Origin of the sequence: Mangrovimonas spongiae, assembly GCF_003944795.1 — a bacterium.
In the GTDB taxonomy this organism is placed as follows: Bacteria; Bacteroidota; Bacteroidia; order Flavobacteriales; family Flavobacteriaceae; genus Mangrovimonas; species Mangrovimonas spongiae.
The window spans coordinates 372,540-399,474 of record NZ_RWBG01000002.1 but is presented as its reverse complement, the minus strand read 5'-3'; the positions used below and the strand labels follow the sequence as shown (position 1 = coordinate 399,474).

24 protein-coding genes are annotated in these 26,935 nt (G+C 34.7%); 20 read left to right on the top strand and 4 right to left on the bottom strand.

Features of this window, described 5'->3' with window-relative positions; genetic code table 11:
* The first annotated feature begins 41 nt into the window (after positions 1-41).
* From bshC to EJA19_RS06060, 16 genes are all read left to right on the top strand, one after another.
* Positions 42-1,646, top strand: a complete 1,605-nt coding sequence (bshC, locus tag EJA19_RS06135) for a bacillithiol biosynthesis cysteine-adding enzyme BshC (RefSeq protein WP_125467469.1) — start codon at positions 42-44, stop codon at positions 1,644-1,646.
* 3 nt (positions 1,647-1,649) lie between these two features.
* Positions 1,650-3,020, top strand: coding sequence for a pyridoxal phosphate-dependent decarboxylase family protein (locus EJA19_RS06130; RefSeq protein WP_125467468.1), 1,371 nt, complete (start codon positions 1,650-1,652; stop codon positions 3,018-3,020).
* Between the two features lie 47 nt (positions 3,021-3,067).
* Positions 3,068-4,600, top strand: coding sequence for a glutamine-hydrolyzing GMP synthase (guaA, locus tag EJA19_RS06125; protein ID WP_125467467.1), 1,533 nt, complete (start codon positions 3,068-3,070; stop codon positions 4,598-4,600).
* 19 nt (positions 4,601-4,619) lie between these two features.
* Entirely contained in the window at positions 4,620-6,563 is a 1,944-nt protein-coding gene (locus EJA19_RS06120; protein WP_125467466.1) for a PBP1 and LysM peptidoglycan-binding domain-containing protein, read from the top strand.
* A 2-nt stretch (positions 6,564-6,565) separates the two neighbouring features.
* Positions 6,566-6,964, top strand: a complete 399-nt coding sequence (locus tag EJA19_RS06115) for an OsmC family protein (protein WP_125467465.1) — start codon at positions 6,566-6,568, stop codon at positions 6,962-6,964.
* A gap of 36 nt (positions 6,965-7,000) precedes the next feature.
* Positions 7,001-7,507, top strand: coding sequence for a DUF922 domain-containing protein (locus tag EJA19_RS06110; protein WP_240640232.1), 507 nt, complete (start codon positions 7,001-7,003; stop codon positions 7,505-7,507).
* 7 nt (positions 7,508-7,514) lie between these two features.
* On the top strand, positions 7,515-7,745 hold the full coding sequence (locus tag EJA19_RS06105; RefSeq protein ID WP_125467463.1) for a DUF3820 family protein: 231 nt from the start codon (positions 7,515-7,517) through the stop codon (positions 7,743-7,745).
* 173 nt (positions 7,746-7,918) lie between these two features.
* Positions 7,919-9,532 (top strand): CTP synthase, encoded by a 1,614-nt coding sequence (locus EJA19_RS06100; RefSeq protein ID WP_125467462.1) that lies wholly within the window; start codon positions 7,919-7,921, stop codon positions 9,530-9,532.
* Between the two features lie 76 nt (positions 9,533-9,608).
* Positions 9,609-11,516, top strand: a complete 1,908-nt coding sequence (gene yidC / locus EJA19_RS06095) for a membrane protein insertase YidC (RefSeq protein ID WP_125467461.1) — start codon at positions 9,609-9,611, stop codon at positions 11,514-11,516.
* 76 nt (positions 11,517-11,592) lie between these two features.
* Positions 11,593-12,306, top strand: coding sequence for a toxin-antitoxin system YwqK family antitoxin (locus EJA19_RS06090; protein WP_125467460.1), 714 nt, complete (start codon positions 11,593-11,595; stop codon positions 12,304-12,306).
* A gap of 289 nt (positions 12,307-12,595) precedes the next feature.
* The gene (mnmA, locus tag EJA19_RS06085) at positions 12,596-13,792 is read left to right on the top strand and encodes a tRNA 2-thiouridine(34) synthase MnmA (protein WP_125467459.1); all 1,197 of its coding nucleotides are present in this window, start codon (positions 12,596-12,598) and stop codon (positions 13,790-13,792) included.
* A gap of 36 nt (positions 13,793-13,828) precedes the next feature.
* Complete coding sequence (locus tag EJA19_RS06080) at positions 13,829-14,773, top strand: NAD(P)H-dependent flavin oxidoreductase (RefSeq protein WP_125467458.1); 945 nt, start codon at positions 13,829-13,831, stop codon at positions 14,771-14,773.
* 44 nt (positions 14,774-14,817) lie between these two features.
* The gene (locus tag EJA19_RS06075) at positions 14,818-16,203 is read left to right on the top strand and encodes an MATE family efflux transporter (protein ID WP_125467457.1); all 1,386 of its coding nucleotides are present in this window, start codon (positions 14,818-14,820) and stop codon (positions 16,201-16,203) included.
* Positions 16,190-16,420: a hypothetical protein gene (locus EJA19_RS06070; RefSeq protein ID WP_125467456.1), complete on the top strand. Its 231-nt coding sequence runs from the start codon at positions 16,190-16,192 to the stop codon at positions 16,418-16,420. Before EJA19_RS06075 ends, EJA19_RS06070 begins: the two co-directional genes overlap by 14 nt.
* Before the next feature lie 3 nt (positions 16,421-16,423).
* Positions 16,424-16,996 (top strand): phosphatase PAP2 family protein, encoded by a 573-nt coding sequence (locus tag EJA19_RS06065; protein WP_125467455.1) that lies wholly within the window; start codon positions 16,424-16,426, stop codon positions 16,994-16,996.
* Between the two features lie 39 nt (positions 16,997-17,035).
* Entirely contained in the window at positions 17,036-17,977 is a 942-nt protein-coding gene (locus EJA19_RS06060; RefSeq protein ID WP_125467454.1) for an NAD-dependent epimerase/dehydratase family protein, read from the top strand.
* Here the strand turns inward: EJA19_RS06060 and meaB are convergent.
* A complete protein-coding gene (gene meaB, locus EJA19_RS06055) occupies positions 17,972-19,060 on the bottom strand; it encodes a methylmalonyl Co-A mutase-associated GTPase MeaB (protein WP_125467453.1) in 1,089 nt (362 codons plus the stop codon). The genes EJA19_RS06060 and meaB overlap by 6 nt on opposite strands.
* Positions 19,044-19,619, bottom strand: coding sequence for a DUF2911 domain-containing protein (locus tag EJA19_RS06050; RefSeq protein ID WP_125467452.1), 576 nt, complete (start codon positions 19,617-19,619; stop codon positions 19,044-19,046). Before EJA19_RS06050 ends, meaB begins: the two co-directional genes overlap by 17 nt.
* Positions 19,620-19,795: 176 nt before the next feature.
* On the opposite strand from EJA19_RS06050, the gene EJA19_RS06045 reads away from it, so the two are divergent.
* The 4 genes from EJA19_RS06045 to EJA19_RS06030 are packed head-to-tail and all read left to right on the top strand — an operon-like array spanning position 19,796 to position 23,135.
* Complete coding sequence (locus EJA19_RS06045) at positions 19,796-20,347, top strand: RNA polymerase sigma factor (RefSeq protein ID WP_125467451.1); 552 nt, start codon at positions 19,796-19,798, stop codon at positions 20,345-20,347.
* The gene (locus tag EJA19_RS06040) at positions 20,331-20,903 is read left to right on the top strand and encodes a hypothetical protein (protein WP_125467450.1); all 573 of its coding nucleotides are present in this window, start codon (positions 20,331-20,333) and stop codon (positions 20,901-20,903) included. The genes EJA19_RS06045 and EJA19_RS06040 overlap by 17 nt, the downstream gene beginning before the upstream one ends.
* Before the next feature lie 4 nt (positions 20,904-20,907).
* Positions 20,908-22,425, top strand: a complete 1,518-nt coding sequence (locus EJA19_RS06035; RefSeq protein WP_125467449.1) for a cell envelope integrity protein TolA — start codon at positions 20,908-20,910, stop codon at positions 22,423-22,425.
* Positions 22,426-22,445: 20 nt separating this feature from the next.
* On the top strand, positions 22,446-23,135 hold the full coding sequence (locus EJA19_RS06030) for a peptidoglycan DD-metalloendopeptidase family protein (RefSeq protein WP_125467448.1): 690 nt from the start codon (positions 22,446-22,448) through the stop codon (positions 23,133-23,135).
* Between the two features lie 7 nt (positions 23,136-23,142).
* Here the strand turns inward: EJA19_RS06030 and secA are convergent, their stop codons facing one another.
* Both secA and EJA19_RS06020 read right to left on the bottom strand, forming a co-directional pair.
* Positions 23,143-26,499, bottom strand: coding sequence for a preprotein translocase subunit SecA (gene secA / locus EJA19_RS06025; RefSeq protein ID WP_125467447.1), 3,357 nt, complete (start codon positions 26,497-26,499; stop codon positions 23,143-23,145).
* A gap of 148 nt (positions 26,500-26,647) precedes the next feature.
* Positions 26,648-26,869, bottom strand: a complete 222-nt coding sequence (locus EJA19_RS06020) for a DUF2795 domain-containing protein (protein ID WP_007648604.1) — start codon at positions 26,867-26,869, stop codon at positions 26,648-26,650.
* Between the last annotated feature and the right edge of the window lie 66 nt (positions 26,870-26,935).

Here is a 26,935-nt window from a genome sequence, read left to right as displayed (position 1 = left end):
TATAAAAGACTGTATATTTGTAACTCGATAACTTACTTTATATGCCAGCAGACTGTATACCGTTTAAGGACACTAATTACTTTTCAAAACTTATTTGTGATTACCTAGAAGAAAAAAAAGAATTAAAGGTATTTTACGGCGAATACCCTTCAATACCTAACTTTAAAAAACAAATAGAATTAAAGAAAAGTAACTATGATAACCATACAAGACGTGTTTTAGTAAGTACTATAAAAAATCAGTATGCTAACATTGATATATCGGCTAAAACAGAGACTAATATTAAACTATTAGAAGACGAGAAAACCTTTACAGTTACAACAGGACACCAACTTAATTTGTTTACAGGGCCGTTATATTTTTTATATAAAATTATTTCAACAATAAACCTGTGTAAAGAGCTTAAAAACAACTATCCAGACTACAATTTTGTGCCAATATATTGGATGGCAACCGAAGATCATGATTTTGATGAAATCAACTATTTCAATTTTGAAGGCAAGAAAATTCAATGGAATAGAGAAAGTTCTGGCGCTGTAGGAAAGTTAAATTTAGATGGCTTAGATGATGTGTTTAACGTATTTTCAAATCAACTAAACAAAAGTAATAACGCAAAATACATTCTCGATGTATTTGAGAAGGCTTATTTAAATCACGATAATTTAACCCAAGCAACTAGATTTCTGGCAAACAGCTTGTTTAAAGAGTATGGTTTGGTAATTGTAGATGGTGATGACAGAGACCTTAAGCAATTATTTGTGCCGTTTGTAAAAGATGAACTATTACATCAAAAGGCATTTAAAGAAGTCAATCAAACAAGTGATGCATTAAATAAACTTTCAGAAGACTATAAGATACAAGTTACCCCAAGAGAGATAAACCTGTTTTACATTAAAGACCACATTAGAGAACGTATTGTAGAAGTAGATGGTGAATATGCTGTTTTAGAAACTGCCATACGTTGGACTAAAGAAGCGTTGCTTAAAGAGGTAGAGTCTTATCCAGAACGGTTTAGTCCAAATGTTATTTTAAGACCCTTGTATCAAGAAGCTATTTTGCCAAACCTTTGCTATATTGGAGGTGGTGGAGAATTAGCTTATTGGTTACAATTAAAATCTAATTTTGAAACGCAAAACGTTGTTTTTCCAATGCTTTTATTAAGAAATTCGGCGTTGCTAATCACAGGTAAACAAGAAGAGAAACTTAAAAAACTAAATATATCTATTGAGGACTTGTTTTTAAAGCAATCTGATTTAATAACAAAAGTAACCAAGCAAGTTTCAAAAATCGACATAGACTTTTCTGCACAAAAAAAACATTTAGAACAGCAATTTAAAGCCCTATATAAATTGGCCGAACAAACCGATAAATCTTTTCTCGGAGCTGTTGGAGCACAAGAACGTAAACAAATAAAAGGATTAGAACATTTAGAGAAACGATTACTAAAGGCTCAAAAACGAAAATTAAGTGACATATTAAATCGCGTTGAGGTTATACAAAACGAGTTATTCCCAAACCAAAGCCTGCAAGAACGTCAAGTTAATTTTTCTGAGTTTTATTTAGAGTATGGAGACCAATTAATTCAGCAGTTAGTATTAAATTTGCAACCTCTAAAGAGTGAGTTTTTAATACTAAAGTTAGAATAACCCATGCATAAAATAGATATCGATTTGGTAGAAATGACCTTAGATGTCATGAAATATGCCATTGATAGAATTTCTGCTACAGAACATCCTATAGGAAAACCTAAAAAAGCCGAAGAACTTAAAAATATTGTTGGCGATACTGTAACACCAAAAGGTATTGGTGGAGAATATGCTTTTAACCTTTGGAGGCAACATCTTTCAAAAGCAAATGTTCCTGTAGATCATCCTAGAAATTTGGCCTTTGTACCAGCCTCACCAACTCGAGCAGCCATTATGTTTGATTTGGTAACATCTGCATCAAGTATTCATGGTGCTTATTGGATGGAAGGTGCGGGAGGTATTTTTTGTGAAAATGAGGCCATGAGCTGGATTGTATCCTTAACAGGGTTGCCAGAAGGAGCGTTTGGAGTGTTTACAAGCGGAGGTACAGCAGCCAATTTATCTGCAATAGTTACTGCGCGTGAACATTGGCGAGAAGATGAAACTTATAAACGTGAAAAAGGGTTAATTATAACCTCTATAGGAGCGCATTCTTCAATAAAAGCCATGGCAAAAGTGGCTGATGTTGATATTCTGTTAGTCGATTCTGAAGAAGAACTATCAGGAGACGCCTTGCGTAAAACAATAGATAATTTAAACTTCCATCAACGTAAACGATTGTTTGCTGTTGTAGCTACAGGCGGAACTACCAATGCAGGTATTATAGATGATTTACAAGGCATCGCTCAAGTTTGCGAAGATGAAAAGCTTTGGTTTCATGTAGATGCAGCATATGGCGGTGGCGCACTAGCAGCCGATTCGGTAAGACACCTTTTTAACGGTATAGAAAGAGCCGATAGTATAACCATCGATCCACATAAATGGATGTTTTCACCATACGACTGTGGTGCTGTTATTTATAAAGACCCCGAATTAGCTAAAGCAGCACATTCGCAACAAGGCTCGTACCTTGATATATTTAAAGATGAAGGGGCACATGGCTTTAACCCAACCGATTATCAAATACAACTTACAAGACGTGTTCGAGGATTACCTTTATGGTTTTCTTTAGCCACTCATGGAACAGATAGATATAAAGAAGCTGTAGAACGTGGTTTAGAATTGGCGCAAATTGCAGGTAAAATGATTACCCAACACCCAGATGTAGAATTGGTAAGAGACCCAAGTTTATCTTGTGTATTATTTAGAAGAAAAGGATGGCAACCTGAAGATTACACCGAGTGGACATACAAAAACCATAAGTCTGGTTTCGCTTTGGTAACACCAACAAAATGGAAAAATGGCGACACCTTCGAGACCGTTTCTCGTTTTTGCTTTATTAATCCAGATACAACAGAACACGATATCCAAATGATTTTGGATTCCATGAAATAAAAATACAATCATCAATAGATTATAAAAATCAATTGTTAATTTTGCACATGCAACACAACAACGTACTTATTTTAGATTTCGGTTCGCAGTACACACAGCTTATTGCGCGCCGTGTAAGAGAATTAAACATTTATTGCGAAATTCATCCTTACAACAAGATTCCTAATCATTTAGAAAACTATCACGCCGTTATTTTATCGGGTAGTCCTTTTTCGGTAAGAGCCGAAAATGCGCCACATCCAGATTTAAGTAACATTCGTGGTAAAAAACCTATGCTTGCCGTATGTTACGGAGCACAATATTTAGCACATTTCTCTGGAGGTGAAGTAGCACCTTCCAATACAAGAGAATATGGTCGTGCCAATTTATCGTTTGTAAAAGAAGATGATTTATTCAATGGTATCTCAAAAGGAAGTCAGGTTTGGATGAGTCATAGCGATACCATTAAAGCTTTACCAACTAATGGCGAGCTTTTAGCAAGTACACACGATGTAGAAAATGCGGCTTATAAAATTAATGGCGAAACAACTTACGCGTTACAATTTCACCCAGAAGTGTATCACTCTACAGATGGGAAACAATTACTAGAAAACTTTTTAGTAAATATTGCTGGTGTAAAACAAGATTGGACACCGCAATCGTTTGTAGAAGAAACCGTAGATGAGCTAAAATCTAAATTAGGTAACGATAAAGTAGTTTTAGGATTATCAGGAGGAGTAGATTCTTCGGTAGCAGCTATGCTGTTACATAAAGCAATAGGTGAAAACCTATACTGTATTTTTGTAAATAATGGCTTGTTACGTAAAAATGAGTTTACCGACGTATTAAAACAATATGAAGGAATGGGCTTAAATGTAAAAGGTGTTGATGCTTCGGCACGCTTTTTGGATGCTCTTGAAGGTGTAAGCGATCCAGAGAAGAAAAGAAAAATTATTGGTCGCGTATTTATTGAAGTTTTTGATGATGAAGCACATGCCATTAAAGATGTAAAATGGTTAGCACAAGGAACCATTTACCCTGACGTGATAGAAAGTGTATCTGCAACAGGAGGACCAAGTGCTACAATAAAAAGCCATCATAATGTTGGTGGTTTGCCAGATTTTATGAAATTGAAAATTGTCGAGCCTTTAAAACTTTTATTTAAAGATGAGGTGAGACGTGTAGGTGCTTCAATGGGAATGGATAAAAACCTTTTAGGACGTCACCCATTTCCTGGTCCTGGATTAGCTATTCGTATTTTAGGAGATCTAACCAGGGAGAAAGTTCGTATATTACAAGAGGTTGATGCCATTTTTATTAATAATTTGAAATCTTGGGAACTTTACGATCAAGTATGGCAAGCCGGTGCTATGTTGCTACCTGTAAATAGTGTTGGTGTTATGGGCGATGAACGTACTTACGAAAAATGCGTAGCATTACGTGCCGTAGAAAGTACCGATGGTATGACAGCAGATTGGGTAAATTTACCTTACGAGTTTTTACAAAAAACTTCAAACGAGATAATAAATAAAGTTAAAGGCGTTAATAGAGTAGTGTACGATATTAGCTCTAAACCGCCAGCAACTATCGAATGGGAATAATTAAAACAAGTATTATTATATGAGACAATTTCTTTATCTATTGACTTTCTTTTTATTATTAAGCTGTGGTGTATCAACTACACAAGCTCAAAATTATAAAACACATAAAGTACAACAAGGAGAAACCATCGAGGAGATTGCGAAAACATATAATGTCACACCATTTGATATTTATTCCTTAAATCCTGATGCCAAAAAAGGCCTCGAGGTAAATAGTGTTTTAATTATTCCAAACTCTAGAATTTCAACTGGGAATAATACCGGAGCTACCAAAGAATTAATTGGTTTTAAAGAACATAAAACAAGACGAAAAGAAACACTCTATAGTATTTCTAAAGCGTATAATCTTGAAATAGATGACATTAAAAAGCATAATACATTTTTATATGCTAATAATTTAAGAAAAGGCGATAAGTTAAAAATCCCTGTTTATAAAACTGTAAAGGATAATACTACAACACCAAAAGAGGTGGCAACCAATAACTCTAAAACAAGAGATTATAAAGTGTTGCCTAAAGAAGGGAAGTGGCGTATAGCATATAAATTTGGGATTACTATTGAAGAGTTAGAAGCTTTAAATCCCAAAATGGGATCCGTTTTAGATGAAGGACAAATTATACAAGTTCCTAATCTAGCTCTAGAAGATGAAAAAGAAATAGATCATCGTTATTCCTATTACACCGTACAACCTAAAGAAGGCTTTTATAGGTTAAAAGTTAAACTAGGGCTTTCTCAAGAAGAGTTAGAAAAACTAAACCCAGAATTAAAAGAAAGTGGCTTAAAAAATGGCATGGTTTTAAAAGTACCATACCAAGCTAGTTTGCAAGATGGTGAAAATAGTTCTGTTGAAAATCAGGTAAATTTAACCGATAGTATTTCTTTTGGCACAAAGCGCTTAGCTTTTATGTTACCTTTTCAGTTAAATAAAATTGCTTCAGATTCTATACAAGATAATAAGCAACAGCTAACCAAAAATCCCTTTTTAAAAACGTCTTTAGACTTTTATGAAGGCGCATTAGTTGCCTTAGATTCGTTAAAAACAATGGGTATTTCGTTAGATGTTAATGTTTATGATACCAAAAATCAGTTAAGTGAAGTGATGCAGATTCTGCGTTCTGAAGATTTAGAAAATACCGATGCTGTAATTGGGCCATTAATGCCAAATAACTTAAATAAAGTAGCTTCAGAATTAAAAAGTAGCAATACACCTGTTATTTCACCAATAACTAAAAATGTGCAACTTTATGAAAATGTTTTTCAATCGCGTCCTTCAGAAGATCTGTTGAGAGACAAAGTCGTGAGCTATTTTCAAAAAGACACCACATACACAAACATAATTATTATTTCCGATGCGAAACATACTAAAGTAAATAATGATTTGAAGGCTACCTTTCCTAGAGCATCGCAAGTTTTTTCAAGAAAAAATAAAAAAGGAGAAGAAGCTTACTTTGTGTACGATGCCGATATTACAGATAAACTTAAACCAGGAAAAAATATCGTGTTTTTAGAATCGGATAATCCTGGGTTAGTCTCCAATGTTACTAGTAAATTAAATGCTTATACAAATGTAGATGGAAAAACAATTGTATTGGCAACAACAAGCATGAATAGTGCTTTTGAAAATGATAATGTTTCTAATTATCATTTATCAAATCTTAACTTTCATTTTCCTGCTTTAGCAAAATCTTACGACTCAGAAAACCACAATAGCTTTGTAAAAGCTTATGAAAAAAGATTTGGTATTACTCCTAATAAAATAGCCGTACGTGGTTTTGATATTACAATGGATGTTGTATTACGATTAGCATCCTATGATGATTTATACAAATCGGTTAATAAAGCACCTTTAACAGAGTATGTCGAAAATAAATTTGCGTATAAAAAGAAGCTTTTTGGCGGCTATTATAACGATACTGTTTACTTGGTAAAGTACGACGATTTAAAAGTTGTTGAGGTACAATAATAATGACATCTAAAGTAACATATTTAGGCGGTTTAAGAACAAAAAATACCCATATAAAGTCTGGTGAAACATATATAACAGATGCACCACTAGATAATAATGGTAAAGGCGAAGCGTTTTCTCCAACAGATACTGTTGCAACAGGTTTAGCAAATTGTATGTTAACCGTTATGGGAATTAAAGCTAGAGACTTAAATATTGATATATCTGGAGCAACAGCCGAAGTGACTAAAACTATGGTAAGTAACCCAAGACGTATTTCTAGGATTGATGTAGTACTTTCATTTCCAAATACCTTAGACGATAAGTTTAAAAGTACTCTTGAAAAAACGGCAGTAACATGTCCAGTTTATTATAGTTTACACCCAGATATTAAGAAAAACATCACCTTTAATTGGTAGTTTATGGTTAGGGTTTTACTGTTATGTTGTTTCTTTATGGGGTTCTCGCAACATAAAGATCCTGTTATCCTATGGGCAGATACAGTAAACTTATCTTGGACTAACTTTAAAGCAAAACCAGATAGCACTTCAGGTGCGGTAGCAGTTACTGCTTCTGGAATTGTGTTTTCAGTTTCTGTTAATACCAATAATGATACTGTAGTTGGTTTTAAAACAGAAGTAAAATCGCAATTTTACCCTAATAAATCATGGTACAAAAAAGATCAAATTGATGCTCATGTTTTAGCGCACGAACAATTGCATTTTGATATTACCGAGTTGTTTGCTAGAAAATTTAGAAAGCGTATTTCTCAAGTAAAAATCTCAAATAAAGTTAGAGATCGTTTAAATGCTATTCACGAAAGGATTCTTAAAGAGTTAGCTAATTTCCAGAATCAATACGATAATGAAACAGACTATTCTAGAAATAAAGACAAGCAGTTAGTGTGGCAAAAAAGAGTACGTGATGAATTAAAAAAATTATCTCAGTTTAAATTACAATAATAATCCTTTGCAGCCTGATAAAACGTTTTTAATAAAATTAGCACATACAAAAATGCCTTTCGGAAAATATGAAGGTAGATATTTAATAGATCTCCCCGAGTATTACGTAGTATGGTACCACAGTAAAGGGTTTCCTAAAGGAAAGCTTGGCGATATGTTGCAAACCGTATACGAATTAAAGGTAAATGGTTTAGAACACTTAATTAGGAATATTCAAAAGCAATATCCTAAACCATAACAATAAAAACAGCATCAATATATTAGTCTGCGTGTGTATTGTAAAATGTAGGATAAGTAATATCAATTTACGTCAAAATTATCGAGCTTGTTTAATTATAACAGTTATTTAGTAAAACAATACTTTAATAACAGTTTTAATTTTGTAAATTTGCCTGCGTTTAAAAACGCAACATGACAACAACAACTAAATACATTTTTGTTACAGGAGGAGTAACCTCTTCATTAGGAAAAGGAATCATTGCCGCCTCTTTAGCAAAATTACTTCAAGCTCAAGGATACCGTACAACCATTCAAAAATTAGATCCTTATATTAATGTCGATCCAGGGACATTAAATCCATATGAACATGGTGAATGTTATGTTACAGAAGATGGTGCAGAAACCGATCTTGATTTAGGACATTACGAACGTTTTTTAAACGTCAATACAAGTCAGGCAAATAATGTAACAACAGGTAGAATTTACCAAAGCGTTATAGAAAAAGAACGTCGTGGCGAATTTTTAGGAAAAACCGTTCAAGTTGTACCACACATTACAGATGAAATTAAAGAACGTATCCAAATTCTTGGAAACTCTGGAGATTACGATATTGTTATTACCGAAATTGGAGGAACAGTGGGCGATATTGAGTCACTACCATATATAGAAGCTGTACGCCAGTTAAAATGGGATTTAGGAGACAACAATGGTATTGTTATTCATTTAACATTAGTGCCTTTTTTATCCGCCGCAGGCGAACTAAAAACAAAACCAACACAACATAGTGTAAAAACCTTGATGGAAAGTGGTGTTCAAGCAGATGTTTTAGTATGTCGTACCGAGCATGAACTACCAGAAGATTTACGCACAAAACTAGCCTTGTTCTGTAATGTGCGTGAAGAAGCGGTAATACAATCTATAGACGCTTCTACTATTTATGATGTTCCTAATTTAATGCTTAATCAAGGTCTTGATAAAGTTGTTTTAAAAAAATTAGCATTAAATAGCTCTAAACCAGATTTAACACAATGGAATCAGTTTTTACAACGTCATAAAAACCCTAAAGCAGAAATAACCATTGGTTTAATAGGAAAATATGTCGAGCTTCAAGATTCTTATAAATCTATTTTAGAAGCTTTTATTCACGCAGGGGCAGAAAATGAAGTAAAAGTAAATGTAGAGGCTATTCATTCAGAGCATCTCGATACCAAAAGTGTAAAGGAAAAACTAGCACATTTAAACGGTGTTTTAGTTGCACCAGGTTTTGGAGAGCGTGGTATTGAAGGTAAAATAGAAGCTGTACGATATGTGCGTGAAAATAATATTCCGTTTTTTGGTATTTGTCTTGGTATGCAAATGGCAGTTATAGAATACGCTAGAAATGTATTAAAATTACAAGATGCCAATTCAACCGAAATGGATCCTAATACATCTCATCCTGTCATTAATTTAATGGAAGAGCAAAAACATATAGAAGACAAAGGAGGAACCATGCGTTTAGGTGCATGGGCATGTCAATTAAAAGAGAACTCGATAGTTAAAGCTGTATATAAACAGGATGTAATAACAGAAAGACACCGTCATAGATTTGAATTTAATAACGCCTACCGCGAACAAATTGAAGCAGCAGGCATGATACCAACTGGGGTTAATCCAGATACTGGCTTGGTAGAAGTAGTAGAAATACCATCTCACCCTTGGTTTGTAGGTGTGCAATATCATCCAGAATATAAAAGTACGGTTGCCAATCCGCATCCATTATTTGTGGCATTTGTAAAAGCAGCCACAGAGCATAAAACAAAATAAAATACGTGTCAGTATGGCACAAAATATAGTTTGGGACAGGTTTTTGATTTAAACCCGTCTAGATTTAAGAAGTAGTATGGAAGAAAAAAAACTAGACATTAATTCTATTATTGGGTTTATCCTAATCTTTGGAATACTTGTGTACATTATGTACACCAATCAGCCAACTCCAGAAGAGTTAGAAGCAGAAGAGCAAGCAAAACAAGAACAAGTAGAAGCCGAGAAGAAGGCTGCAGAAGCAACCGATACAAAAGTTGTCTCTTCAGAAGATTTTACCGTGCCTTCGCCTACAGACTCCTTAAAACTTGAAGCCTTAAAAGGAAAGTTAGGTGCCTTGGCATATTCTTCCACCTTACCATCTGCAAAAGACGAAACAACATTGGTTGAAACCGATTTGTTTGAATTAAAGTTTAGTAATAAAGGCGGCTACTTATCAGAAGTTAAGCTGAAAGAATTTGTTAATTACGATTCCATTCCTATTTATATAATTAAAGATGGCAATGCCGATTTTAATATCAATTTTGGAACATCAGATAATAGAACTTTAAATACTAGAGACCTTTATTTTGAGCCATCGGTAACTAAAAATGGTGATAATACAGTGGTTTCAATGAAGCTTAAAGCTGGGCCAGATAAGTTTTTAGAATACCGTTACGAGCTTAAACCAGACGATTATATGATGGATTTTACCATCAGATCGCAAGGCATGAGCAATGTAATTAACGGGTCTCAACCTATAGATTTAAACTGGGATTTAAAAACCTATCGTCATGCTAAAAGTATATCTTACGAAAATCGTTATACCGAATTGGTTTACGAATATGATGGTGGAAAAGATAGCTATTTAGGGCAAAGCGAATTAAGTGACGATACCGAAGAATCGGTAACTTATGTGGCTTATAAGCAACATTTCTTTACATCAGTTTTATTAGCAGACGAGCCGTTTGCAACAGCCAACATGGTGTCTAAAAACTTAGTGCAAGACGAAGAAATAGATACTTTATACACCAAAGCATTTTCTTCTAAATTACCTTTAGAAGTTAAAGGTGGCGAAATTAATAAAACAATGGATTTATACTTTGGGCCAAGCGATTACAAAGTGTTAAGTAGCTATAATCGTAATCTTGATGAAATTATGCCATTAGGTTGGGGGATTTTTGGATGGATAAACCGTTATGTGTTTATTCCATTATTTGGCTTTTTAAGTGGTGTTTTTCCTTATGGAATTGCCATTATTGTTATGACAGTTTTAGTAAGAATAGCTATGTCTCCTGTAACGTACAAATCGTATGTGTCTCAGGCAAAAATGAGAATATTAAAGCCAGAGATTAACGAAATAAACGAGAAGTATAAAGATAATGCCATGAAAAAGCAGCAGGAAACCATGGCGTTATACAGTAAAGCAGGAGCAAGTCCAATGGCTGGATGCTTACCAGCGTTAATGCAATTACCAGTGTTTTATGCCTTGTTTATGTTTTTCCCATCGGCGTTTGTGTTAAGACAAAAACCGTTTCTTTGGGCAGAAGATTTATCTTCGTACGATACGATTTATCACTTTCCACCAGGTTTTTCTATACCGTTTTATGGCGATCATGTAAGTTTATTCCCTATTCTAGCATCTATAGCTATATTTATTTATATGAAAATGACTACAGGACAACAAATGGCTTCGCAACCAACGCAAGAAGGTATGCCAGATATGGGTAAAATGATGAAGTACATGATTTACTTCTCCCCATTAATGATGTTGTTCTTCTTTAATAACTATGCTTCAGGATTAAGTTTGTATTATTTTGTATCTAATTTAATTACTATTGGAATTATGCTAGTCATTAAAAATTATATTATTGACGAAGATAAAATACATGCTAAAATTCAGCAGAATAAGAAAAAGCCTAAAAAAGAAAATCGTTTCCAAAAGAAAATGAAAGAAATGATGGAACAGGCTGAACAACAAAAGAAAGCGCAACAACGAAAAAAATAAATGTAAAGCTGCCTTTTGGCAGCTTTTTTGTTATAATATTTTAAGAGTGTAACCGTTTTTAAAAGAAAAACAATTTATGTTCAAAACATTAACTATTATAGGTGTATTCTTGCTATCAATAGCATCATTAATAGCTCAAGAAAAAGTAAATCAATTCGATACTAATGGAAAACGCCACGGTGTTTGGAAAAAGAACTATAAAAACACCAATGTACTACGTTATGAAGGTGAGTTTAACCATGGTAAAGAAACAGGAACATTTAAGTTTTACAAAAATGTAAATAACAAACCAAGTTTAACAGCCACTAGAACATTTAATGAAAATAATAATATAGCAGAGGTGACGTTTTTTGCTTCAAATGGTAAAATTATAAGTCAAGGCAACATGCTTGGTAAGAAGTACATAGGAATCTGGAAATACTTTCATAATAATTCTAACCAAGTTATGACGATTGAAAACTATAATAACGATGGAAAGCTTGAAGGAGAAAGTATTGTTTACTACTTAAATGGCCAAATTGCTGAAAAAAGTCATTTTAAAGATGGAAAACTTCATGGGCAATCCTTATGGTACGACGAAGATGGTACGCTAATTAAAGAGTATAATTATATTAATGACGAATTATATGGCAAAGCCAATTTTTACGGGCCAGAAGGTAAGTTAAAGCTTAAAGGGCAATACAAAAATAATAGAAGAGATGGTGTATGGACGTATTACAAGAAAAATGGAGAAATAGAAAAAGAGGAGGATTTTACCAGAAGGAGCAAAAACCCATATAAACAACATTAAGTTGAGATAATAAAAATATAAAAGCTCCTTTCTTAGAAAGGAGCTTTTTGTTTTATTTAGGTATTTCACATGTTGAGTAAGCTATTAATCAATCCAAGTGGGGAAAGCTACCTAAACATAAGTGAACGCAATATATATAAAAATCATACTATTTCATAATAAAACAACATTAAATGGTTGTTGTTTTTTGTAACTATTTGTAAAATAATGCCTTATGTAAGCGTAGTGAAATCAATCCCAAAAACCGAATTATAAAACAGAGCAAATTAATGTATCTTTGCAAACAATTATGAATAAGAAAAAACGTGTAATAGTTGGACTTTCTGGAGGTGTAGATTCCAGTGTAACAGCATACCTTTTAAAAGAACAAGGGTATGAGGTTATAGGGTTGTTTATGAAAAATTGGCATGACGACTCGGTAACTATATCTAACGAATGTCCATGGTTAGAAGATAGCAACGATGCTATGTTAGTAGCAGATAGATTAGGAATTCCTTTTCAAACCGTCGATTTAAGCGAACAATATAAAGAACGTATTGTAGATTATATGTTTAACGAATACGAAAAAGGACGAACCCCAAACCCAGATGTGTTATGTAATCGTGAAATTAAGTTTGATGTGTTTATGAAAATAGCCTTAGACTTAGGAGCAGATTATGTCGCAACAGGACATTATTGCCGTAAAGGGACTATTACTAAAGATGGAGAAGAAGTATATCAATTATTGGCAGGAGTAGATGACAACAAAGACCAATCCTATTTCTTATGTCAATTATCACAAGCACAATTAGCAAAAGCATTATTTCCAATAGGTGAATTAACCAAACCTGAAGTACGACAAATAGCCGCAGAGCAAAACCTTATTACAGCCGATAAAAAAGATTCGCAAGGACTTTGTTTTATTGGTAAAGTAAGATTACCAGATTTTTTACAACAGCAATTAAAACCTAAAGAAGGTGTTATTGTTGAAGTAGCTAATAATCATGATAAGTATAATAAGGAATTGCCTGAATTTAACTCCAAAGAAGAGGAATTAAAATATTTATCAGAAAAAGTGAGTTATCAGCAAGTAGATGGTAAGGTTGTTGGGAAACACCAAGGCGCGCATTTCTTTACCAAAGGGCAACGTAAAGGATTAGCCGTTGGAGGAACAGCAGAACCATTATTTGTTATAGAAACCGATGTAAACGAAAATGTGATCTATACAGGTCAAGGTAAATCACATCCAGGGTTATATAGGAGTGCCCTTTTTATTACTAACGAGGAGTTACATTGGGTAAGAGAAGATTTGTCTTTAAGCTTAGATGAAACCATGGATGTTATGGCACGAATTCGATATAGACAACCACTACAAAAGGCCAAATTGCATAAAGTGGATAACGGATTGTATGTTGTGTTCGAGCAACCACAATCTGCCATAACCGAAGGGCAATTTGTGGCTTGGTATATAAAAGACGAGCTTGTAGGCTCTGGTGTTATTTCGTAATAAGTAAAACTATTTTTTTATTCCTAAATCAATATCATGAAAAACAATAAAATCACAGAACTTTTTAATATTGAGCACCCTATTATCCAAGCAGGAATGATTTGGAATAGTGGTTGGCGTTTAGCATCAGCTGCTAGTAATTCGGGTATTTTAGGACTAATTGGTGCCGGTAGTATGTATCCAGAAGTTCTTAGGGAACACATACAAAAATGTAAAAAGGCTACCGATAAACCGTTTGGCGTAAATGTACCTATGTTATATCCTGATATTGAAAAAATCATGGATATTATTGTTGAAGAAGGGGTTAAAATTGTATTCACTTCAGCAGGAAATCCAAAAACATGGACTAAATGGTTACAAGAAAAAGGTATAACCGTGGTTCATGTAGTAAGTAGTGTCAAGTTTGCACTAAAAGCACAAGAATCAGGCGTCGATGCTGTGGTAGCCGAAGGCTTTGAAGCAGGAGGTCATAATGGTCGCGATGAAACGACAACGCTTACCTTAATTCCTATGGTAAAAGAGCAATTGGAAATTCCATTAATTGCAGCAGGAGGCATTGCTAATGGGCAAGCTATGCTAGCTTGTATGATTTTAGGAGCCGATGGTGTGCAAGTAGGAAGTCGCTTTGTAGCTAGTAAAGAAAGCTCGGCACATCAAGCGTTTAAACAAGTGGTTGTTAACGCCAAAGAAGGCGATACCCAATTAACATTAAAAGAGTTAGCCCCGGTAAGGTTAATAAAAAACAAGTTCTATCAAGATATTCAAAACCTTTATAAGAATAACCCTTCCGTGGAAGATCTTAAAACGCTTCTAGGACGCGCACGTGCAAAAAAAGGGATGTTTGAAGGCGACTTAGAGGAAGGTGAATTAGAAATCGGTCAAATTTCGGGACTAATTCATGAGGTTAAGCCAGTGTCGCAAATCGTAAAAGACATGGTAGAAGAGTTTGAAATAGCTAAAAACAAAGTCGCAAAATTGTAGATTATATATTCGTTTAGCTTAAACCTAAACAGTACTTTTACGCCATGGTTTTAGGTAACTACACAAAAGAATTTCGTTACAACTGGAAATTGGCAGCACCAGTTATGCTAGGTATGTTAGGGCACACGTTTGTGAGCTTTATCGATAATATTATGGTGGGGCAATTAGGAACAGCCGAACTAGCTGCTGTATCCTTAGGAAACAGTTTTATGTTTGTAGCCATGTCGTTAGGAATTGGTTTTTCAACAGCCATAACACCTTTAGTAGCCGAAGCCGATGGTGCTAAAAACTTTCAACAAGGAAAATCGGCTTTCAAACACGGGCTATTTTTATGTCTTGTATTAGGAATAGCATTATTTGCATTATTGTTTTTTGCCAAACCCTTAATGTATCTTATGAAACAACCAACCGAGGTTGTAGAATTGGCAATGCCGTATTTAGATTTGGTAGCTTTTTCGTTAATCCCATTGGTTGTTTTTCAGGCGTTTAAACAGTTTAGCGATGGGTTGTCTATGACTAAATACCCTATGTATGCAACTTTGTTAGCCAATGTTGTAAATGTTATTTTAAACTATGTACTCATTTTTGGTAAGTTAGGATTTCCACAACTAGGAATTGTAGGTGCAGCCTATGGTACGTTATTGTCACGTTTTATAATGGTGGCTTTTTTATGGTGGTTACTTATGAAACACAAAAAATCGCAAGACTTTGTAACGCATATTAAGTTGTTTGTGTTAGATAAATTAATGCTTAAAAAACTGTTTAACTTGGGGACGCCAAGCGCCATGCAAATGTTTTTCGAAGTCGGTATTTTTACGGCAGCTATTTGGTTAAGTGGTTTGTTGGGTAAAAATCCACAAGCAGCCAATCAAATTGCACTAAACTTATCATCTATGACGTTTATGGTAGCAACAGGTTTAAGTGTGGCAGCCATGATTCGAGTAGGAAATCAAAAAGGATTACATAACTATTTAGAGCTTCGTCGCATTGCCGTATCCATATTTTTATTAGGTATTATTTTAGCGAGCATATTTGCTGTTTTCTTCTTAATTATGCATAATGTGTTGCCTAAATTATATGTGGATTATGATGATGTCGCTAATCTAACTGACAATACCGAAGTGGTATCTATAGCAGCAACTTTATTAATAGCCGCAGCCATTTTTCAAATTAGTGATAGTATTCAAGTAATTATGTTAGGTGCTTTAAGAGGTTTACAAGATGTAAAAGTACCCACAGTAATTACTTTTATTTCTTACTGGATAGTAGGATTTCCAATTAGTTATTTTTTAGGGAATGAACATGTTTATGGAAGTTTTGGTATTTGGTTAGGGTTATTAGCAGGCTTAACAATAGCCGCAATTTTATTGTATATTAGATTTCATATATTAACCAAAAAATTAATTATCTCTAAGCATGGAACTTCCTAAATTTTTACTGGGTGATAATACCGATTTTCCAGATACCGCATTTGTTGTGCATACCGATTTTCCTAGGTTTATTCTTAATCTAGAAAATGACGATATTGAATGGTTAGAAGATTTTGATCAACATGATCAAAAAGAATTAGAAACCGAAACCGAGAACCTTATTCAACAAGCTTTAGAGTTTTACGATAGGGAAGTAGCACGTTACGAAGACGATTAAACTATGTTAGAGCAAATTTTACATTTAGATACCGAGTTATTTATTTACTTAAATACTCTAGGAACAAAAAGTTGGGATGCTTTTTGGATGTTTTATACCACCAAGTTCTACTGGATACCACTTTATGCGGTGTTACTCTTTTTTATTTTTAAAGAAGAAAACAAAAAAATGTTCTTATTAACGTTGGTTCTTATTGTGGCTATGGTAACTTTTACCGACCAAATTACCAATGTGTTTAAGCATGGCTTAATGCGCCCAAGACCTTGCCATGAAGAAGCGTTGCAAAGTTTAATGCGTTTGGTAAAACCATATTGTGGAGGAAAATATGGGTATTTTTCAGGACACGCATCAAACTCTATGGCCGTAGCGGTATTTAGTAGTTTACTACTTCGACGACGCTTTAAAAACCTAATTTGGATTATGGTTATATGGTCAATAGCTATGGGATATAGCCGGATTTATATAGGTGTTCATTATCCATTAGATGTATTAAGCGGATTAACCTTTGGAGCCTTATCAGGATTTATGTTTTATAAGTTGAATGAATATTTTAAAAGACGATATAATCTTGTATAAAAAATGTTACTTTGTAAGAAATACCACGATTATTAATTTATGAAAATTTTAGTTACAGGAGCCGTAGGTTTTATTGGTTCGCATACAGCAGAAAGATTACAACGTTTAGGTCATGAAGTAATAGGAGTAGATAATTTTTCACCTTATTATAGTAAAGAGTTAAAAAACTTAAATAAAAAGGCATTATCCAACGCAGGAATAACTGTTTTAGATTACGATTTAAGAGAAGATAACCTAGCAGCTGTTTTACCTAAAGATGTTAACTATATTTTTCATTTTGCTGCGCAGCCGGGAATTTCTTCTACCTCTTCTTTTGAAGATTATTTTAGCAACAATATTATTGCTACAAAAAACCTTATTGATTATGCATTGACTTTATCAGATTTAAAACTATTTGTCAATATAGGAACATCATCAATTTATGGGTTAGAAGCTACTTATCCAGAGGATAAAGCACCAAAACCAGCATCGCATTATGGTGTAACAAAACTAGCAGCCGAACAGTTGGTGCTTCAAAAGTCTAGAGAAAAGCAAATGGCCTCTTGTTCGTTACGATTGTATTCGGTTATTGGGCCAAGAGAACGCCCAGAGAAAATGTACACCAAGCTGATTGCTTTAGGTTTAAAGGATGAAGCTTTTCCGTTATTTAAAGGTAGCGATAAGCATCTGCGAAGTTTTACGTATGTAGGTGATATTGTCGATGGTGTGGTGTCGGTAATAGGAAAAGAAGATCTCGTTAATGGCGAAATCATTAACTTGGGAACCGAGGTAGAGCATACTACACAAGAAGGCATTGAAGCTGTAGAAAAGGTTTTAGGAAAGCAAATAAAAATAGATGTTAAGCCTAAACGCCCTGGTGACCAACTACGTACTAAAGCAAATATAGATAAGGCCAAACAATTACTAGGTTATAATCCGCAAACAACTTTATTAGAGGCAGTAGAAAAGCAAGTTGCTTGGTATAAAGCGTATTTTTTATAAATCTTTTTCCAGATTTAATAAATATTCGGCTGCAGCGAAAGGTGTGGTTTTATTATCTTCTATAAGCTGAAGTTGTGTAGCTAAGGCTTTTTTAATGACTTCATGATTAAAAAAGCGTTGCTTTAATTGTTCTTCTATAGTCTGTGTTAACCAAAACTTATTTTGTTCTAAACGGTTGTGTTCAAAATAACCATTGGTTTTTGTTTTGGTGAGATATTCCGAAATAATCTTCCAAATATCATCTATTCCTTCTTTTTGTAAAGCGCTACAAAGCGTTACTTTAGGAGTCCATCCCGATGCTTTTTCTGGATATAGATGCAAAGCACGATTAAATTCTACCTTAGCTAGTTTTGCAGCTTTTATATTATCGCCATCGGCTTTATTTATAGCTATAGCATCAGCCATTTCAATAATACCGCGTTTTATACCTTGTAATTCATCGCCAGCACGAGCTAATTTCAATAATAGAAAGAAATCAACCATACTATGAACCGCTGTTTCACTTTGTCCCACACCAACGGTTTCTATAATAATAGTGTCAAACCCAGCGGCCTCGCATAAAATAATGGCTTCGCGTGTTTTTCTAGCAACACCTCCAAGCGAGTTACCTGAAGCCGACGGCCTAATAAAAGCATTAGGGTTGTTTACCAAAGCTTCCATACGGGTTTTGTCACCTAAAATACTGCCTTTTGTTACAGAGCTACTAGGGTCTACAGCTAAGACTGCTACTTTTTTTCCTTGCGAGGTTAAATACTCACCAAAAGCTTCGATAAATGTGCTTTTTCCAACACCAGGAACGCCTGTAATACCAATTCTAGTGGAGTTATTGGCATGCTCTAAACATTGTTTAATAATCTCTGAAGCTTTTTTATAATGCGTAGGGTTTGTGCTTTCAACTAAAGTTATAGCACGACTTAATGCTGTTATATCGCCTGAAATAATATCTTGAGTTAGCGATTGCGCATCAGGCTGCGCTTTACGTTTCTTTTTAAATTTATTAATATGAGAGATGTTGGTTATCTCTGGATCTGAGACACCTTTTTTTTCATGTAACGCCGAGGTATGTTTATTTTTCTTCGCCAAACTTAGATAAAGGAACAGCTATTTTTACATTATCCCAAACCATCGTTAAAGATAAATCGTCTAATGCATTATCAAAACCTATAGTAAATTGTTCTACAGTAGTATTAATTTTTTCAACAGGAACTTCAATATTAATAAGATCGAAATTAGGGTTGCGCATTGGGTTCATCTCCATATCAACACCCCAAGGATATTGTTTGGAGTTAAACATCACATGCCAAGTGGAGTCGTTAGGAATAGTCCATAACGTATATTTCCCAACTGGAAGCGAATCCCCTTTTATATTTAACGCTTGATTGGTTTCGAAAGTTGTCGCTTCGTTTGCGCCTGTACGCCATACTTTTTTATAAGGGACTAAACCGCCAAAAATATCACGCCCACGTTTGGAAGGACGGTTATAAAACACTTGTAACTTTAAATCATTTTTTGCAAAAGAAACGGTGTCTTTAGGACTTAAACGTTTGCTTAATAAACTATCATCAATAAAATAAGAATATAGGAAAACCCCAACAGCAACAAGGAGCAATACCCATAAAACCCATTTCAAAAACCTATTCATAAATATTGGATTAATTAAAGCAATCAAAGATAAATAGAAAACTCCTACTCGTAAAAAGGAAACGTCTAAATCTTTAGTATTATTTTAATAACTTAAAAAACTTTTACATTTTTTGCAACACAAAGGTTTTTGTGTCGTCTTTAAAGTGAACTAATCAAGAAACCAAAAAGTAGCGCATGCTTCAAGAGCAGCTTATAGCAAAATGCAAACAAAATAACCGTATGGCACAAATGCAGTTATACAACCAGTACTGCAATGGTATGTATATTGTGGCGTGTAGGTTTTTAAAACATGAAGCAGAAGCAGAAGATGCTGTCCAAGAAGCGTTTATAAAAGCGTTTTCAAGATTACATCAATTCGAAGCAGAAGTCACTTTTGGTGCTTGGTTAAAACGTATTGTCATTAATACTTGTATCGATGCCCTAAAAGCTAAAAAGCACCAACTATTACAGTTGGATGAAGGGCACCTTAAAGTGGTCGATACCGAAATAGATGACAAATGGTTAGTAAATGACGATATAACAGTACAGGATGTTAAACACGCAATAGAAGATTTACCCGATAAGTATAGGTTTGTGGTTATGTTGTATTTAATAGAGGGGTACGATCATCAAGAGATTGCTAGTATATTAAATATTTCGGAAGTCACATCAAGAACACAGTTATCGCGAGGTAAGAAAAAGTTGCAAAACAGTTTAAAACTTAAAACACATGGCACAGGATATTAAAGAACTTTTAAAAAACAATCAAAATAACGAACAGGAAACAATGCCTAAAGGTCATGAAAAGCGTTTTTTAACCCGTTTAGACAACACATTTCCTGAGGCAGATGCACCAATATCAAAACGTTGGTATTGGTTGTCTATAGCGGCTAGTATAGTTGTTGTTTTAGGAATTGGTTATACCATGATTTTTTCATCTGATAAGCCTATTGAGAATACTGTAGCAGAGACGACTAATAAGGAGTTACAAACAGAAAAAACACTAGGCGATGTATCGCCAGACCTAAAAAAAATAGAAGATTACTATTTAGCAAGTATAAATTATGAGCTGTCTAAGGTTAAAGTAACATCAGAAAATAAAGCATTATTTGATGGCTATATCGTACGCTTAGAAGCACTTAATCAAGAATACAAAAAACTGTCCGAGGAGTTAACTAAAAATGGTCCCAATGAGTTTACTGTAAATGCCTTGATTAATAATCTTAAAATGCGTCTTAATCTGTTATATCGTTTAAAAGATCAATTAGAAACACTTTCAAACAACAGTCAAAAAACAATTTAAAATCATGCAATTTTTAACTAAAATAATAACATATAGCTTGGTACTTTTTATATCAAGTGCCATGGCGCAACAAAAACTGGAGAAAGTCTCCCAATCTATTAATGTTAATGATGATGTGGTTATTGATTTAAACACTAGTTATACCAATCTAGAAATAGACACATGGAATAGAGATATTATAGAAATTGAAGCCTATATTGAAAGCGATAAACTTTCAGAAACCGAATTACGTAAATTTCTAGAGTCTTGGGGGCTGGATATCGATGCCTCAAAATCTAAAGTAAGTATTGTTACATTAGGTGAATTAGGGTCTTGGGACGAGAGTTTAGTTTTATTTGATGATTCCTATACAGATGCGCTTCGTGTTATGGAAATGGAGTTGGCCGAAATTCCTATAGTAGAACCCTTGTTAGAGTCGTTACTTTTATCAGAAATGCCACCAGTACCCGATATGCCAGAAATACCATCGGTACCGCCATTACCAGAACTTCCAGAAGGTATGGCAGGAAAAGGTTTCGATTATGATAAATACCAAAAAGAAGGCGAAGCTTACCTAGAAAAATGGGGTGAAGAGTATGGCGAAAAATACGGCGAAGAATACGCTAGAAAAATGGAAGCTTGGGCTAAAGAATGGGAGAATAGTCCTAAAATGAAAGAGTTTGAGAAAAAAATGGAAGCTTGGGGTGAAAAATTTGGCGAAGAATTTGGTGAGAAATTTGAAAAAGAAATGGCAGCTTGGGGAGAACGTTTTGAAAAGCAAATGGAACAAAAAGCAAAGCGTATAGAAGAGCGTCAAGCAGCTTTTGAAAAGCGACACAAAGCTAGAGAACAAGCTATAAAAGAACGCCAAGAGCATGCTGAGGTAAGAATGAAAGCTAGACAAAAAGCAAACGAAGCTAGAAGAAAAGCAAGAATACAACAATTTAATGGGACAAACGATGGTATAAAGAAAACCATTAAAATAAAAATGCCTAAAAAAGCAAAGTTAAATATAAATGTTAGGCATGGCGAACTAAAATTTGCAGCCAACATAAATAACGTAAAGGCTAATTTATCGCATACAGCCTTATTAGCAAGTAGCATTGATGGAAGTAACACTTCCATCAATGTTTCTTATGCCCCGGTAGACATTACAACTTGGGAAGCAGGCGAATTATTTCTAAATTTTGTAGAGCAAGCAAGTATTAATCAAGCCAATAGGTTGGTGTTAAGTGCAAACTCCTCAAATATAGATTTAGGAACTATTAAAGGAAATGCTATTATTGATGGTAGTTTTGGCGATTTAAATATAGGGAATATAGATAGTGGCTTTAATAACATTAATATTACTTTAGAAAATAGTGATGCCTTATTGCGTTTACCTGAAACAGACTTCAATTTACAATATAAAGGCATGCACTCAAGATTACTACACCCTCAAAATAGTAATAATGACAATGTGGCAAGTTTTTCTACAGGTAATTTAAGTAGCTACAAAACTATTGTTGTAAATGCTAAATTTAGCGAGGTGATTATGCAATAGTTTTTCTTACTTTTGAATGTATGAATCCATCTACATTCAACACATTTTTAAAGCAATTAAGTTGGAAAACGCATTCTGTTTTAAGCCCTAACATAAAGCCAAGTGCGTATGTTCCAATTAACCTTTCCCAAACCAATCCTCAGCTAAATACCTTTAATATAGCGTCATCTTCAGATTGGGAAAAATTTATACAATCATATTTAAAATCACATCAAGCTAAAGTAGCTTACGGCGGTTATTTAGAGCAACGAAATATTTATAAACGAAGCGGTTATTTTAACCCTTCTAGTAATAATATGGAGCGCAACATACATCTTGGTGTCGATTTTTGGCTAGATGCCGGAGAAGCTATTTATGCACCATTAGACGCCACGATACATAGTTTTAATAATAATACGAATTATGGCGATTATGGACCAACCATAATTTTAAAACATACTATAGAAAATCAGGTGTTTTTTACTCTCTATGGTCACTTAAGCTTAGAGTCTATTAAAGGTATTAAACAAGGCGATATTATTCAACAAGGGGAAGCTTTTGCTTCCTTAGGAACCGCAGAGGTTAATGGCGATTATGCGCCACATCTCCATTTTCAAATTATTCGAGATATTGCAGACTATAAAGGTGATTATCCAGGCGTTTGTAGCAAAAAAAATCTGGACAAGTTTAAAAGTAACTGTCCAGATCCTAATGTGTTATTAAACTTATAATATAGGTTTATTCTTCTATTAAAACCCAATCGCCTTTTTCTATTAAAGGAATGGCTTGCTTGTATTTTAGGGTTTTATTTTCGCCACTCATAACGTGTTTAATGGTTACACGATCGTTTCTTCCAATTTTTGGTTTGTCACGAATAATAGTTTCTACTGGTTCTGTTTGCTGTTGGGTATTTCCAGCAGCACGATTTTGAGCAGCGCGTTCATCCATATTAGGAATGTCTTCTTTAGAAGTTTCTAATTGCTCTTTTTTACGTGTTTGCTTGGCTTCGCTAATAGCATTGGTGTCTTCGGTTGGAAGCTCACCTTTAAATAAGAATGAAATTACATCTTTGTTTACTTGATCAATCATACTCTTAAACAATTCAAAAGCTTCAAACTTATAGATTAAAAGCGGATCTTTTTGCTCATGCACCGCTAACTGAACAGATTGCTTTAATTCGTCCATTTTACGTAAATGCGTTTTCCAAGAATCGTCTATAATCGCTAGTGTAATATTCTTTTCAAAATCGGTAATAAGTTGTTTACCTTCGGTTTCGTAAGCTTTTTCTAAATCGGTAACTACTTGTAGCGTTTTTACACCATCGGTAAATGGTACAACAATACGCTTAAATTTATCACTTTGGTTTTCATATACATTTTTAATCACCGGGAATGCTAATTCAGCATTGCGTGTCATTTTGGTACGATAGTGTTCAAAAGCAGCTTTATAAATAATACCAGCAATTTCTTGAGGTGATTTTTTAGCAAATTCGGCTTCGGTAATTGGAGAACTCATTGAGAAATAACGAATTAATTCAAACTCGAAATTCTTAAAGTCGTTAACCGCTTTATTACCTTCTGCCAGAGCTTCGGAAGTATCGTAAATCATATTGGCTAAATCCACACGTAAGCGCTCACCAAATAAGGCATGGTAACGACGTTTGTAAACCACTTCACGTTGCGAGTTCATGACATCATCATATTCTAGTAAACGTTTACGAACACCAAAGTTGTTTTCTTCAACTTTCTTTTGGGCACGTTCTATAGATTTTGAAATCATAGAATGTTGAATGACTTCGCCTTCTTCAAGTCCCATGCGGTCCATCATTTTGGCAATACGCTCACTACCAAATAAACGCATTAGGTTGTCTTCTAAAGACACATAGAATTGCGAACTCCCTGGATCTCCTTGACGTCCTGCACGACCACGTAACTGTCTATCTACACGTCTAGAATCGTGACGCTCGGTACCTATAATGGCTAAACCACCAGCGGCTTTTACCTCGTCGCTTAATTTAATATCGGTACCACGTCCCGCCATATTGGTCGCAATAGTTACCTGTCCTGGGCGACCAGCTTCGGCAACAATATCGGCCTCTTTTTTATGTAATTTGGCGTTTAATACGTTGTGAGGAACTTTTCTTATGCTTAACATTTTACCTAGTAACTCACTAATTTCTACAGAGGTTGTTCCTATTAATACAGGACGACCTGCTTGCGACAATGCGGTAACTTCTTCTATCACGGCATTGTATTTTTCGCGTTTGGTTTTATATACTAAATCCTCACGATCATCACGAGCAATAGGTTTGTTGGTAGGAATTTCTACCACATCTAATTCGTAGATTTCCCAGAATTCGCCAGCTTCGGTAACGGCTGTACCAGTCATACCAGATAGTTTGCGATACATTCTAAAGTAATTCTGTAAGGTTACTGTGGCAAATGTTTGGGTAGCGGCTTCAATTTTTACATTTTCTTTGGCTTCGATAGCTTGGTGCAACCCATCGCTATAACGACGCCCATCCATAATACGACCCGTTTGCTCATCAACAATCATAACCTTGTTGTCCATAACCACGTATTGAATGTCTTTTTCAAATAGGGCATAGGCTTTAAGCAATTGATTAAGGGTGTGAATACGTTCAGATTTTACTCCAAAATCGCGGAATAAATCTTCTTTAGCTTCGGCTTCTTCTTCTTTAGATAAGTTTTGACTTTCTATTCGAGAGATTTCCATACCTATTTCTGGCATTACAAAGAAGTTAGGATCGTCTGCGCCAGAAAGGTAATCGACACCTTTATCGGTTAATTCAATTTGATTATTCTTTTCGTCAATAACATAATACAGGGCTTCATCAACTTTTGGCATTTCGCGGTTGTTGTCCTGCATGTAAAAGTTTTCGGTTTTTTGAAGGAGTTGCTTCACACCTTCTTCACTTAAAAACTTAATTAACGCTTTATTTTTTGGGATACCTCGGTAAACACGTAACAATTGGAAACCTCCTTCTTTGGTATCGCCTTCGGCAATAAGTTTTTTGGCTTCTGCAAGAACTCCTGTTAAATACTTGCGTTGTACGGTAACAATATCATCTACTTTAGGTTTAAGCTCATTAAATTCATGGCGATCGCCTTTTGGTATAGGGCCAGAGATAATTAACGGTGTACGTGCATCATCAATTAATACCGAATCCACCTCATCCACAATAGCAAAGTGATGTGGACGTTGTACTAAATCGTCTGGTGAGTGCGACATGTTATCGCGTAGGTAATCAAATCCAAACTCGTTATTTGTTCCGTAGGTAATATCGGCGTTATAAGCTTTTTTACGTGCTGCCGAGTTAGGTTTATGGTAATCTATACAATCTACAGTTAATCCATGAAACTCAAAAATAGGTGCCATCCACGCGCTATCACGTTTTGCTAAGTAATCGTTTACGGTAACTAAGTGCACGCCTTTGCCCGCTAAAGCATTAAGATAAACAGGTAATGTGGCCACTAAAGTTTTACCTTCACCAGTTTGCATTTCGGCAATTTTACCTTGGTGCATCGCCACACCGCCTATTAACTGAACATCGTAATGAACCATGTCCCAAGTAATAGGTTTTCCAGCAGCATCCCAAGAGTTGGCCCAAATGGCTTTATCATCTTCTAGAGCAACGTATGTTTTATCGCCCGATAATTCTCTGTCGAAAGCTGTAGCCGATACGGTTAAAGACGTGTTATTAGCAAAACGCTTAGCAGTTTCTTTAACTACAGCAAAAGCTTCAGGAAGGATGTCGTTTAAAACGGCTTCCGTAGCAGTATAAATATCATCTTTAACTTTGTCGATTTCTTGATAAATCTCATCGCGTTTATCTATATCTTCAGTCGCTTCTATATCTTTTAGAAGACTGTCTATAGTCTCGTTAAATGGTTGCCTGGCTTCGGTAATTTTTGTTTTAAAGTACTCGGTTTTGGCTCTTAACTCATCGTGAGATAAGCCTTCCATAGCGCTTTCGAAAGATTTTATTTTAGTTACGATAGGCATAATAGCCTTAACGTCTTGTTTGGATTTGTCTCCGACAAACAGTTTTAATACTGAATCTAAAAAACTCATGTGTGTTATGTTTTAAGGCAGGTTCCCTATTGGTTAATGCCCATATGTTATATGCTTCTTTTTGTAGTTAAAAAAGAAACAATTTTTTGTTGATATACTGTGCAACAAAAAAAGTCTCCTTAGAGAGACTTTTTTGTTGTTTTCATATTTAATATTCGTCCTCGTTCCAGAGGTAATCTTCATCTGTTGGATAGTCCGGCCAGATTTCCTGGATCGATTCGTATTGATCACCTTCATCTTCTATAGATTGAAGGTTTTCTACTACTTCAAGTGGGGCTCCAGTCCTGATAGAATAATCAATCAGCTCATCTTTAGTAGCTGGCCAAGGAGCATCACTTAAGTAGGATGCTAATTCTAATGTCCAATACATTTGTAATTCGTTTTAAATTTTTGCAAAAATAAATTTTTACGTTAAAAAGTCAAGAAAAAATTGAAT

Coding starts and splice junctions, on each gene's coding strand:
- bshC (WP_125467469.1), top strand. CDS start 42: ATGCCAGCAGACTGTATACCGTTTAAGGACACTAATTACTTTTCAAAA.
- EJA19_RS06130 (WP_125467468.1), top strand. CDS start 1,650: ATGCATAAAATAGATATCGATTTGGTAGAAATGACCTTAGATGTCATG.
- guaA (WP_125467467.1), top strand. CDS start 3,068: ATGCAACACAACAACGTACTTATTTTAGATTTCGGTTCGCAGTACACA.
- EJA19_RS06120 (WP_125467466.1), top strand. CDS start 4,620: ATGAGACAATTTCTTTATCTATTGACTTTCTTTTTATTATTAAGCTGT.
- EJA19_RS06115 (WP_125467465.1), top strand. CDS start 6,566: ATGACATCTAAAGTAACATATTTAGGCGGTTTAAGAACAAAAAATACC.
- EJA19_RS06110 (WP_240640232.1), top strand. CDS start 7,001: ATGGGGTTCTCGCAACATAAAGATCCTGTTATCCTATGGGCAGATACA.
- EJA19_RS06100 (WP_125467462.1), top strand. CDS start 7,919: ATGACAACAACAACTAAATACATTTTTGTTACAGGAGGAGTAACCTCT.
- yidC (WP_125467461.1), top strand. CDS start 9,609: ATGGAAGAAAAAAAACTAGACATTAATTCTATTATTGGGTTTATCCTA.
- EJA19_RS06090 (WP_125467460.1), top strand. CDS start 11,593: ATGTTCAAAACATTAACTATTATAGGTGTATTCTTGCTATCAATAGCA.
- mnmA (WP_125467459.1), top strand. CDS start 12,596: ATGAATAAGAAAAAACGTGTAATAGTTGGACTTTCTGGAGGTGTAGAT.
- EJA19_RS06080 (WP_125467458.1), top strand. CDS start 13,829: ATGAAAAACAATAAAATCACAGAACTTTTTAATATTGAGCACCCTATT.
- EJA19_RS06075 (WP_125467457.1), top strand. CDS start 14,818: ATGGTTTTAGGTAACTACACAAAAGAATTTCGTTACAACTGGAAATTG.
- EJA19_RS06070 (WP_125467456.1), top strand. CDS start 16,190: ATGGAACTTCCTAAATTTTTACTGGGTGATAATACCGATTTTCCAGAT.
- EJA19_RS06065 (WP_125467455.1), top strand. CDS start 16,424: ATGTTAGAGCAAATTTTACATTTAGATACCGAGTTATTTATTTACTTA.
- EJA19_RS06060 (WP_125467454.1), top strand. CDS start 17,036: ATGAAAATTTTAGTTACAGGAGCCGTAGGTTTTATTGGTTCGCATACA.
- EJA19_RS06050 (WP_125467452.1), bottom strand. CDS start 19,619: ATGAATAGGTTTTTGAAATGGGTTTTATGGGTATTGCTCCTTGTTGCT.
- EJA19_RS06045 (WP_125467451.1), top strand. CDS start 19,796: ATGCTTCAAGAGCAGCTTATAGCAAAATGCAAACAAAATAACCGTATG.
- EJA19_RS06040 (WP_125467450.1), top strand. CDS start 20,331: ATGGCACAGGATATTAAAGAACTTTTAAAAAACAATCAAAATAACGAA.
- EJA19_RS06035 (WP_125467449.1), top strand. CDS start 20,908: ATGCAATTTTTAACTAAAATAATAACATATAGCTTGGTACTTTTTATA.
- EJA19_RS06030 (WP_125467448.1), top strand. CDS start 22,446: ATGAATCCATCTACATTCAACACATTTTTAAAGCAATTAAGTTGGAAA.
- secA (WP_125467447.1), bottom strand. CDS start 26,499: ATGAGTTTTTTAGATTCAGTATTAAAACTGTTTGTCGGAGACAAATCC.
- EJA19_RS06020 (WP_007648604.1), bottom strand. CDS start 26,869: ATGTATTGGACATTAGAATTAGCATCCTACTTAAGTGATGCTCCTTGG.